Origin of the sequence: Comamonas trifloxystrobinivorans (assembly GCF_043359985.1) — a bacterium.
Classification (GTDB): Bacteria; Pseudomonadota; Gammaproteobacteria; order Burkholderiales; family Burkholderiaceae_C; genus Comamonas; species Comamonas trifloxystrobinivorans.
The window spans coordinates 348858-357946 of record NZ_JBHZGV010000003.1 but is presented as its reverse complement, the minus strand read 5'-3'; the positions used below and the strand labels follow the sequence as shown (position 1 = coordinate 357946).

The window sequence follows — 9089 nt, the reverse complement described above, 5'->3', positions numbered from 1 at the left end:
AACAGCCAACAGCCAACAGCCAACAGCCAACAGCCAACAGCCAACAGCCAACAGCCAACAGCCAACAGCCAACAGCCTGCGAGAATTGTGCAGCTTGACGATTGGCTCATCTGGCATGACTGGCTGGATGAAAAATGAGGCAGATTTTTCAAGAGCCTCAGTTCGTGAAGATCCAAGAAAAAAGCCGCTGTGCATGGTGGCATCAGCGGCTTTTTGATGGATTAAACAGGCCTACTTGTTCGGCCAGAGCCACCAGATGAAGAGGGCCAGCACGGCCAGCATCAGGCCAAACTTGGTGAGCTTGTAGACCGTCTTGTTCCAGGCCTTGAAGCGGCGGCGGTACTGGCCCATGTAGAACGAGATCTTGAAGATGCGGCTGATAAAGCCGCGCGGGTCGCCTTCGTTGTTGGGCGAGCTGGCGGCGGCCACCACGTTCTTGCCGAGCCAGTGGTTGAGCCACTGGGCAAAGCCGTTGGTCATGGGGCGCTCTACGTCGCAAAAGAGCACGATGCGGTTGCCCTCGGAGCGGTTCTCGGCCCAGTGCATATAGGTTTCGTCGAAGATCACGCCTTCGCCCTCGCGCCAGCTGTAGGGCGTGCCGTCTACCTCGATCATGCAGCGGTCGTCGTTGGGGGCCAGCACGGCCAGGTGGTAGCGCAGCGAGCCGGCGTAGGGATCGCGGTGCAGGTTGAGCTTGGCGCCGGGCGGCAGCTCGGCAAACATGGCGGCTTTGACGCTGGGAATGGACTTGACCAGCGCCGTCGTCTTGGGGCACAGGTCCATGGCCGACGGGTGGGCATCGCCGTACCACTTGAGGTAAAAGCGCTTCCAGCCGGTTTTGAAGAAGGAGTTGAAGCCCGCGTCATCGTTGTTGGCGGCGGCTTTGATCTGCATGTTTTTCTGCAGGTTCACGGCTTCTTCGCGGATTTCGCGCCAGTTGGCCTGCAGTGGCGCCAGCTCAGGGAAGGTGTTGGTGGGCAGATAGGGCGTGCGCGGCACCTTGCTGAACATCAGCATGAACACGTTGAACGGGGCCGTGAACGTGGAGTGGTCGAACAGCTGGCGCAGCATCTTGTGCCGCACCTTGCCGCGCAGGTGCATGTACAGGCCGCAGCCAAAGAAGAGCAGCACCAGGGCGAGAACGATGATTTTTGCCATAGTTGCCGATTTTACCGGGGGCGCTTTGGCCTGTTCTGCGCAAGCGCAAAAGCGGGGCGCTCAACATTTCCAAAGTGATAGCGGCAGGTGTTGGCTGTGTATGGCTTGTGGCGCCATATGGCGGAAGGCCGATATGGCGCTGGGATGTTTATTGGAGGAGCTTCTCGGATGGCCTGAAAAGACAAAAGTCTGGGGGATCGGAAATTCAAGCAGCATCGCTTTGCAGTGAAGCGGGCGCTTGAATCGCTCACCCCAATGGCGATATGGACCCGTAGGCGCGGCGTCTGGGGCGCAGACAGTACATGTGTACGGCAAGCCCTAGCAACAAAGCATACGGGTTCATATCGCCACCTTAAAACGAAGACTCTCAACACAGGCACTGCAGCTGGTTTCGCCACCGCACTCGTGCTCCACGGAATGCATATATAGGTTCTATTTCGGCTGCTTGGCGAATGCCTGTTTCAGGCGAAAGAGCATCTCTTTGTTGAGCATGCGCTGCTGGCCGCTCCAGTGCGTCATGGCTTTGTCGGCTTCGGCTTTGAGTTGGTGGGCGGTGGCCCAGTCGCCGCGCTCGGCGGCCCAGATGGCGTATTCGGCAATCACGTCGAAGCCGCCCGATTGCTGGCGCACAAAGTCAAAGCTTTTGCGGGCCATTTCCTGGTCGCCCTGCATGGCGTAGGACTTGGCGATCAGCAGGCCTACCGGCTCTACACGGTAGTTCACGTCGGTTTGCGCAATGGCTTTGAGGTATTGCAGCGCGGTTTGCGGCTGGCCGGCTTCGTAGGCGGCCTGGGCGGCGCTCCAGCGGATGTCCTGGTCGGTGGCAAACGGGCCCTTCATGGCCGCTTCAAAGTGCTTGAGCGATTTTTGCGCATCGCCCACGGCCAGCAGGGCTTGCGCCAGGCGGATTTCGTTTTGCGCGGTGGGGCTGTAATCGTAGGCAGCCTGGGCTTCGCGCACTTCCCGCGTGGGGTCCAGCGCTTTGACCGCATTGTTGGCCAGCTGGCGGGCGTGGCGTTGCAGGCGCGAGTTGGGCAGGTAGATGGCGAAGAAATACACCACGCTGCCCAGCAGGGGAAAGGCAAACAAGATGAACAGCCAGTAGTTGTTCTGCCCGCTGCGAACTGCGTGTACGGCAAAAAACAGCGCAACGATGACGTGTAGACCGATCCCGGCGATGTGCATGGTGTTCCCCCTTGTTTTTGCTATCAATAGACTGGGGTCGATTGTAAATGCGCCGCCTGGCACAGGGGATGTGGCTGTCGCTTACCGTCTACAGCAGCCGCGTGCCCAGCGGTACATCGCCATCGGGCACGCACAGCGCCACATGGCCGTCGGCGTTGTGGAAGCCGGTGACCAGGCATTCACTCATCAAGGGGCCGATCTGCTTTTTGGGAAAGTTGACTACCGCCACTACCAGCCGGCCCACCAGCTCTTGCGGCTGGTAGAGCTGGGTGATTTGCGCGCTGGATTTGCGCACGCCAATCTCGGGGCCGAAATCCACCTGCAGCTTGTAGGCCGGCTTGCGCGCCTCGGCAAACACCTCGGCCTGCAGCACGCGGCCTACGCGCAATTCCACCTTCAAAAAATCGTCAAAACTGATCTCGTTCATGGTCGCTCCTTGCGGCCATCATGCCGCAGCAGCGCCTGCGCAATATCGAGAAACGCTTGTGCTGGGCGTGTGAGAACTTAATGTGCCGTGACCTTGGAGAACACGTTCATCACCACCACGCCGGCCACAATCAAGCCGATGCCGATGAGCGCGGGCAGGTCCAGCTTCTGGCCAAACACCAGCCAGGCCACGGCGGTGATCAGCACCACGCCCAGGCCCGACCAGACGGCGTAAGCCACGCCCACCGGAATGTGCCGGAGCGTGAGCGACAAGCAGTAAAAAGCCACGGCGTAACCCGCCACGGTGATGACGGACGGCAGCAGCTTGCTGAAACCGTCGCTGGCTTTGAGGGCCGATGTGGCAATGACCTCCGCCACGATGGCGGTCAGCAGATAGGCCCAGCTCAGCATGGCAGGCGCAGCGCGAAGGCTTGGAAAATCGGGGCTTGCATGGGCTGCGAATGTAAAGCAAAACGGTGCCCACGATGGTTCGATGGGCACCGCTGCTGTGCTGCTGCAGTCCTAAGCTCGCGGCGTATAGGACGAGCGCATGTCGCGCCCGCCGCGCAGCGCTGCGCCGCCATCAACGGGGATGATCGCGCCCGTCACATAGCTCGCTTGCGGGGACGAGAGGAACAGCGCCATGTGGGCCACATCGTCCAGCGTGCCCATGCGCTGCAGCGGCACGGTTTCGGTAGCGCGTTGCAAAGCCTCGGGCGATGGTGCCAGGCGGCGCATGCCTTCGGTGTCGGCAATCGGGCCAGGGGAGATGGCGTTCACGCGCACGCCTTCTTCGCCCCATTCCAGCGCCAGCACGCGCGTCATCATGTCGATGCCGGCTTTGGCTGCGCACGCATGCACCTGGTACATGGTGGGGTTGCTGCCTTGCGGCGCCGAGATGTTGATGATGCTGGCGCCCGGTTTGCGCAGCAGCGGGTAGGCCATGCGCAGTACATAGAAGCTGCCGTTCAAATCAATATCCACCACGGTTTTAAAGCCGTTGGCCGACAAATCTTTGGCCGGCGCGATGAAGTTGCCCGCAGCCCCCGAGATCAACACATCAATGGGGCCGAACTGCGCATGCGCCTGCTCCAGCGCAGCCTGTACGGCGGCGGCGTCGCGCACATCGGCGCTGATGCCCAGGGCTTGCGCGCCCAGCGCCTGCAGGCTTTGCGTGGCTTGTTCTACTTTGTCGGGTGAGCGGCTCATCACAGTCAGCTTGGCACCGGCCCGCGCAAATGCCTGGGCAATGCCGAGGTTGATGCCGCTGGTGCCACCAGCGACGAAAACGTGTTGCTTGGCGAACGAAAAAGTGGTGCTCATGGGGGGCTCCGTGGCGCTCAATCAAGCTGCAGTTTTTGGCTTTGGATCAGCTCGCCCCAGCTGCGCTGGTCGTCGGCCACTTGTTGGGCAAAATCGGCCTGTGACTTGCCGCCGGGGTTGCCGCCCAAGTCGCGGTAGCGCTTTTGCAGATCGGGCTCGCGCAGCACCGCGATCAGGTTGTCGCTGAGTTTTTTCACCACCTCGGGTGGTGTTTTAGCGGGCAGAAAAAAGCCCATCCAACCGACCTTGTTGAAGTCTTTCATGCCCAGCTCGGTCATTGTGGGCACCTCGGGCAAGGCCGGTTCGCGCTGGTCGCCGGTCACGGCCAGCGGGCGCAGCTTGCCGTCTTTGATGTGGGCGAGCGATGCAGTCATGTTGTCGAACATGAATTGCGTCTCGCCTGTCACGATGGCCATGGTGGCGGGCGAAGAGCCTTTGTACGGCACATGCACCACGTCGGTGCCGGTGCGCTCTTTGAACAGCTCGCCCATCAAGTGCGTGGTCTGGCCCACGCCGGCGGAAGAGAAAGAGAGTTTGCCCGGCTCTTTTTTCGCGGCAGCCACCAGCTCGTCGAGCTTTTGGATGGGCGATTTGCTCGGCACCACCAGCACGTTCGAGAAGTAGATCATGTCGGTCAGCGCCACAAAGTCGCTGGCCCGGTAATTGAGCTTTTTGTAGGCCGTGTAGTTGATGGCGTTGCTGCCGGTGTTGCCCACCAGCACGGTGTAACCGTCGGGCTGGGCGCGTGCCACCAGGTTGGCTCCGAGGCTGCCGCCGGCGCCGGGCTTGTTGTCCACCACCACCGGCTGGCCCAGGCGCTCGCTCAGTTTTTGCGCCAGCAGGCGCGCCGGGGTATCGGTAGAGCCGCCAGCGGCGCCAGGGATGATCAGCGTGATCGGGCGCGTGGGCCAGTTGCTCTCGGCCCAAGCGGTGCTGGAGAGCCAAGTGCTGGACAGCGCGCAAACGGTGCAAGCCAAAAGGGCGCGGCGTGGCAGTGCGAAGGATTCGTGCGTCATGGCGGTTCTTTCATGCAAAGGCGTTGAGGGAGATGTCGTGCGGCGGGGAAATGCGTGGACCCGGCGCTGCCGTGGGCCGCTGGGCAGGAGAGCCGGATGGGCTCGCAGCCTGCCGCAGAAGGAGTTGCTGCCGTGCGCTGGCTCAGCGTGGCTGCATGCGGATGGCGCCGTCGAGGCGAATGGTTTCGCCGTTCAGCATGGGGTTTTCCAAGATGTGCAGCGCCGTCATCGCGTACTCGTTGGGACGGCCCAGGCGCGCCGGATTGGGCACTGATGCGGCCAGCGACTGGCGCACGTTCTCGGGCAGTTTGGCGAGGATGGGCGTGTCGAACAGGCCGGGCGCGATGGTGCAGACGCGGATCATTTTCGACGCCAGATCGCGCGCCGCCACGATCGTCATGCCGATCACGCCGGCTTTGGACGAGGCGTACGGAATCTGGCCGATCTGGCCTTCGTAACCGGCGACGGATGCAGTCAGCACGCAGGCGCCACACTCGCCTTCGATCGGCTCGTTCTTGGCCATGGCCACCGCTGCCAGGCGCAAGGTGTTGAAAGTGCCGATCTGGTTGACGCGGATGATGTTGGTGTATTTCTCCAGCGAGCCGGCGCTGCCGTCTTTCTCAATCAGGCGCACCGGGCCGCCAATGCCGGCGCAGTGCACCAGCGCGCGGAACTCGCCAAAGGCCACCGCCGCCTCTACCGCTTTGGCCATTTGCTCGGCATCGGCCACGTCGGCTTTGACGAACTTCAGCCGCCCGGCGTATTCCTTCTCCATTGCGGCGCCGCGCTCTTCGTTCAGATCTACCGCCACCACGTTCAGGCCGCGCTCCAGCAGCGCTACCGCGCTGGCTTCGCCCAGGCCCGATACGCCGCCCGTCACCAGGGCCGTCATTCCTTTTTGCAATTGCATTTTTGTCTCCTTGTTGCTGCCGGGCACGCTGTGCATGCCTGTCGCTTGTCTTTCGCGCTTGTTTACAAGCGCTCAATAATCGTTGCGTTCGCCATGCCGCCTGCTTCGCACATGGATTGCAGGCCGTAGCGCTGGCCGCTGTCTTCCAGCGCGTGCAGCATGGTCGTCATCAGGCGTATGCCCGATGCGCCCAGCGGGTGGCCCAGCGCAATGGCGCCGCCGCGCGGGTTCAGGCGCTCGCCGTCGGCTTTCAGCTCTTTTTGCCAGGCCATGGGCACCGAGGCAAAGGCTTCGTTGATCTCGTAGTGCTGAATGTCTTCGAGCTTCATCTTGGCCTTGGCCAGCACGCGCTGCGTGGCGGGGATGGGCGCGGTCAGCATGTACAGCGGGTCGTCGCCCACCACGTCAAAAGCCACAAAGCGTGCACGCGGGCGCAGGCCCAGTTGCTGGGCGCGTTGCTCGCTCATGATCAGCATGGCGCTGGCGCCGTCGGTCATCTGCGAGGCGTTGCCGGCGGTGGTGGACCACTGTATTTGCGGGAAACGGGCCGACAACTCTTCGCTCTCGAACACCGCTTTCAGGCCGGCCAGTTTCTCGACCGTGGTGCTGGCGCGGATGGTTTCGTCTGCGCTCACCAGGCCGCCGGGCGTTTGCATGGAAACGATCTCGCGGGCAAAGCCGCCGCTGCTTTGCGCGGCATGGGCGCGCTGGTGTGAGCGGGCCGCATATTCGTCGAGCTGGGTGCGCGTGAGCCCCCACTTGGCGGCCACCAGATCGGCCGACACGCCCTGGCCCACCAGGCCGGGGGCGTAGCGCTCGTCAAAGCGGGCGCCGGTGGTGTTTTTGCCCATGCGCGAGCTGCCCATGGGCACGCGGCTCATCGACTCGACCCCGCAGGCGATCACGATGTCTTGCGTGCCCGCCATGATGGCCTGGGCCGCAAAGTGCACCGCCTGCTGGCTTGAGCCGCATTTGCGGTCGATGGTGGTGCTGGGCACATGCGTGGGCAGGCCGGCGGCCAGCCACGCCAGGCGCCCGGGCGTGCCGGCCTGCTCGCCCGCCTGGCTGACGCAGCCGCAAATCACGTCGTCCACCTGGCCTGGGTCCAACGACGGGTTGCGCGCAAGCAGCTGCTCCAACACTTGCGACAACAGATCGACAGGGTGCAACTGCGCCAGTGCGCCGTCGGGTTTGGCCCGTGCCATGGGGCTGCGGATGGCATCAACGATGACAGGATGGTTCATGATTTTAGTGAGACTGGTGGATCATTAAATTAATGATAGGTTTCAAAAAACCGAATGCGTCCTGGTGTTTACCCGGAAGAAATTTTCAAAAAATCGCCAGATACTCGGGGTGAAAGCAATAAATATGAGACTGTGGATTCAAAATAAATTGAATCTGTAGCTCAGGTGACTGCATTGCGCAGCCACCTGCGAGACGGAGACCGAGACCATGCATGACTTCTTCAGCTGGGCCGACGCCCAGCCCGAGCGAATCGTTTTGACCCAGGCCGACAGTGGCGCCACTTACAGCGCTGGCGAGATAGCGCAGGGCGCGCGTGGCATGGCGCAGTGGATGGCTGCCCAGGGCTTGCAGGCGCAAGACACGGTGGCCGTGCTGCTGGAGAACCGGCGCGAGATTCTGGAACTGGTGCTGGCTGCGCGCGAGGCCGGTTTGTACGCAGCGGTCATCAGCACGCACCTGACGCCGGCCGAGGTGGCCTACATCGCCAAAGACAGTGGTGCCCAACTGCTGCTGGTGTCGAGCAAGACCTGGCCCAATGCGCAAGAGGCCGCGCACCAACTGGGTTTGGCCGTGTATTCGGTAGACGCCGATACGCCCAGCGTGCCCAATTTGCATGGCGCGGTGGCAGCCAACCAGGCACCGCCCGTTGATTTGAGCGAGCGCCCACTGGGGCGCGATCTGCTGTACTCCAGCGGCACCACCGGCCGGCCCAAGGGCATCAAAAAGCCGCTGCTGGGTGCGCAGTACCGCCAGCAGATCGATCCCGAGGTGACCGCCTGGGTGCGCAACATGCAGTTCGACAGCCAGGCGGTTTACCTGTCGCCTGCGCCGCTCTACCACGCAGCGCCTTTGCGCTACACCTTGCGTACGCTCGATGTGGGTGGCTCGGCCGTCATCATGGGGCGCTTTGAGCCCGAGCAGGCGCTGGCGCTGATCGAGCGCTACCAGGTGACGCACAGCCAATGGGTACCCACCATGCTGGGCCGCATGCTCAAGCTGCCCGACGAGGTGAAAAACCGCTACCGGCTGGACAGCCACAAGGTGGCCATCCACGCCGCAGCGCCGTGCCCGCTGCCCATCAAACAAGGCATTTTGGATTGGTGGGGCGACATTCTGCTGGAGTACTACGCCGGCTCCGAAGGCTGCGGCACCACCTTGATCAACTCGCAGCAGTGGCGCGCCAAACCGGGCTCGGTGGGCAAGGCCATCACCGGCCAGCTGCACATTGTGGGCGACGAAGGCCAGGAGCTGGGCGTGGGCGAGGTGGGCCGCGTCTACTTCTCGGGCGGCAGCCCTTTCCAGTATCTGAACGACGAGGCCAAGACACGCGAAGCCATCAATGAGCGCGGCTGGGCCACCTACGGCGATATCGGCTATGTCGATGCCGACGGCTTTCTCTTTTTGAGCGATCGCCGGGCGGACCTCATCTTGTCGGGCGGCGTCAACCTCTACCCGCAAGAGATCGAGATTGCGCTGGCCCAGCACGAAGCGGTGGACGAGGTGGCCGTGGTCGGCGTGCCGCACGAAGATTTTGGCGAGCAGCCGCTGGCCGTGGTGGTGCCCAAGCCCGGCTGGGAGCCCAGTGCGGAGTTGGCGCAAGCCATTGTGGCGCAGGCCGCTACGCAGCTGGCCAAGCCCAAGCGCCCGCAGCGCCTGGTGTTTGTGCACAACCTGCCGCGCCTGGAAACCGGCAAGCTGCTGCGCCGCGTGCTCAAAGAGCGCTACCAGCAAGTGGCGGAAGCAGACGCAGGCTTTGCGCTGCGCAGCAGCAATACCTGATGAACCGGCTGCGAACGCTGAATGGGCAAGCGTTGGCAGCCAAATTG

Annotated in this window: 10 protein-coding genes; 2 read left to right on the top strand and 8 right to left on the bottom strand. The window is 62.7% G+C overall.

The window, feature by feature from the left end:
* A partial coding sequence (locus tag ACFIQF_RS04860; RefSeq protein ID WP_393940673.1) for a hypothetical protein occupies window positions 1-217 on the top strand: 217 nt, incomplete at its 5' end.
* 14 nt (window positions 218-231) lie between these two features.
* Here ACFIQF_RS04860 and ACFIQF_RS04855 read toward each other — a convergent pair.
* From ACFIQF_RS04855 to ACFIQF_RS04820, 8 genes are all read right to left on the bottom strand, one after another.
* Window positions 232-1158: an aspartyl/asparaginyl beta-hydroxylase domain-containing protein gene (locus tag ACFIQF_RS04855; protein ID WP_393940671.1), complete on the bottom strand. Its 927-nt coding sequence runs from the start codon at window positions 1156-1158 to the stop codon at window positions 232-234.
* 432 nt (window positions 1159-1590) lie between these two features.
* Window positions 1591-2343 (bottom strand): hypothetical protein, encoded by a 753-nt coding sequence (locus tag ACFIQF_RS04850; protein ID WP_393940669.1) that lies wholly within the window; start codon window positions 2341-2343, stop codon window positions 1591-1593.
* An 88-nt stretch (window positions 2344-2431) separates the two neighbouring features.
* Complete coding sequence (locus ACFIQF_RS04845; RefSeq protein WP_393940667.1) at window positions 2432-2770, bottom strand: tRNA-binding protein; 339 nt, start codon at window positions 2768-2770, stop codon at window positions 2432-2434.
* Window positions 2771-2847: 77 nt separating this feature from the next.
* Window positions 2848-3270 carry a DMT family transporter gene (locus ACFIQF_RS04840; RefSeq protein WP_393940665.1) on the bottom strand — a complete coding sequence of 141 codons (423 nt, stop codon included), beginning with the start codon at window positions 3268-3270 and terminating at the stop codon, window positions 2848-2850.
* Window positions 3271-3291: 21 nt separating this feature from the next.
* Window positions 3292-4092 carry an SDR family oxidoreductase gene (locus ACFIQF_RS04835; protein WP_393940663.1) on the bottom strand — a complete coding sequence of 267 codons (801 nt, stop codon included), beginning with the start codon at window positions 4090-4092 and terminating at the stop codon, window positions 3292-3294.
* Window positions 4093-4109: 17 nt separating this feature from the next.
* The gene (locus ACFIQF_RS04830; RefSeq protein ID WP_393940662.1) at window positions 4110-5108 is read right to left on the bottom strand and encodes a Bug family tripartite tricarboxylate transporter substrate binding protein; all 999 of its coding nucleotides are present in this window, start codon (window positions 5106-5108) and stop codon (window positions 4110-4112) included.
* Between the two features lie 142 nt (window positions 5109-5250).
* Window positions 5251-6018, bottom strand: a complete 768-nt coding sequence (locus ACFIQF_RS04825; RefSeq protein ID WP_393940660.1) for an SDR family NAD(P)-dependent oxidoreductase — start codon at window positions 6016-6018, stop codon at window positions 5251-5253.
* Between the two features lie 62 nt (window positions 6019-6080).
* Complete coding sequence (locus tag ACFIQF_RS04820) at window positions 6081-7262, bottom strand: thiolase family protein (RefSeq protein ID WP_393940659.1); 1182 nt, start codon at window positions 7260-7262, stop codon at window positions 6081-6083.
* Between the two features lie 208 nt (window positions 7263-7470).
* On the opposite strand from ACFIQF_RS04820, the gene ACFIQF_RS04815 reads away from it, so the two are divergent.
* Window positions 7471-9042 (top strand): AMP-binding protein, encoded by a 1572-nt coding sequence (locus ACFIQF_RS04815; protein WP_393940657.1) that lies wholly within the window; start codon window positions 7471-7473, stop codon window positions 9040-9042.
* Window positions 9043-9089 lie beyond the last annotated feature (47 nt).

Bases quoted from the DNA above. Each gene is read 5' to 3' on its own strand.
- ACFIQF_RS04855 (WP_393940671.1), bottom strand. From the start codon at position 1,158: ATGGCAAAAATCATCGTTCTCGCCCTGGTGCTGCTCTTCTTTGGCTGC.
- ACFIQF_RS04850 (WP_393940669.1), bottom strand. From the start codon at position 2,343: ATGCACATCGCCGGGATCGGTCTACACGTCATCGTTGCGCTGTTTTTT.
- ACFIQF_RS04845 (WP_393940667.1), bottom strand. From the start codon at position 2,770: ATGAACGAGATCAGTTTTGACGATTTTTTGAAGGTGGAATTGCGCGTA.
- ACFIQF_RS04835 (WP_393940663.1), bottom strand. From the start codon at position 4,092: ATGAGCACCACTTTTTCGTTCGCCAAGCAACACGTTTTCGTCGCTGGT.
- ACFIQF_RS04830 (WP_393940662.1), bottom strand. From the start codon at position 5,108: ATGACGCACGAATCCTTCGCACTGCCACGCCGCGCCCTTTTGGCTTGC.
- ACFIQF_RS04825 (WP_393940660.1), bottom strand. From the start codon at position 6,018: ATGCAATTGCAAAAAGGAATGACGGCCCTGGTGACGGGCGGCGTATCG.
- ACFIQF_RS04820 (WP_393940659.1), bottom strand. From the start codon at position 7,262: ATGAACCATCCTGTCATCGTTGATGCCATCCGCAGCCCCATGGCACGG.
- ACFIQF_RS04815 (WP_393940657.1), top strand. From the start codon at position 7,471: ATGCATGACTTCTTCAGCTGGGCCGACGCCCAGCCCGAGCGAATCGTT.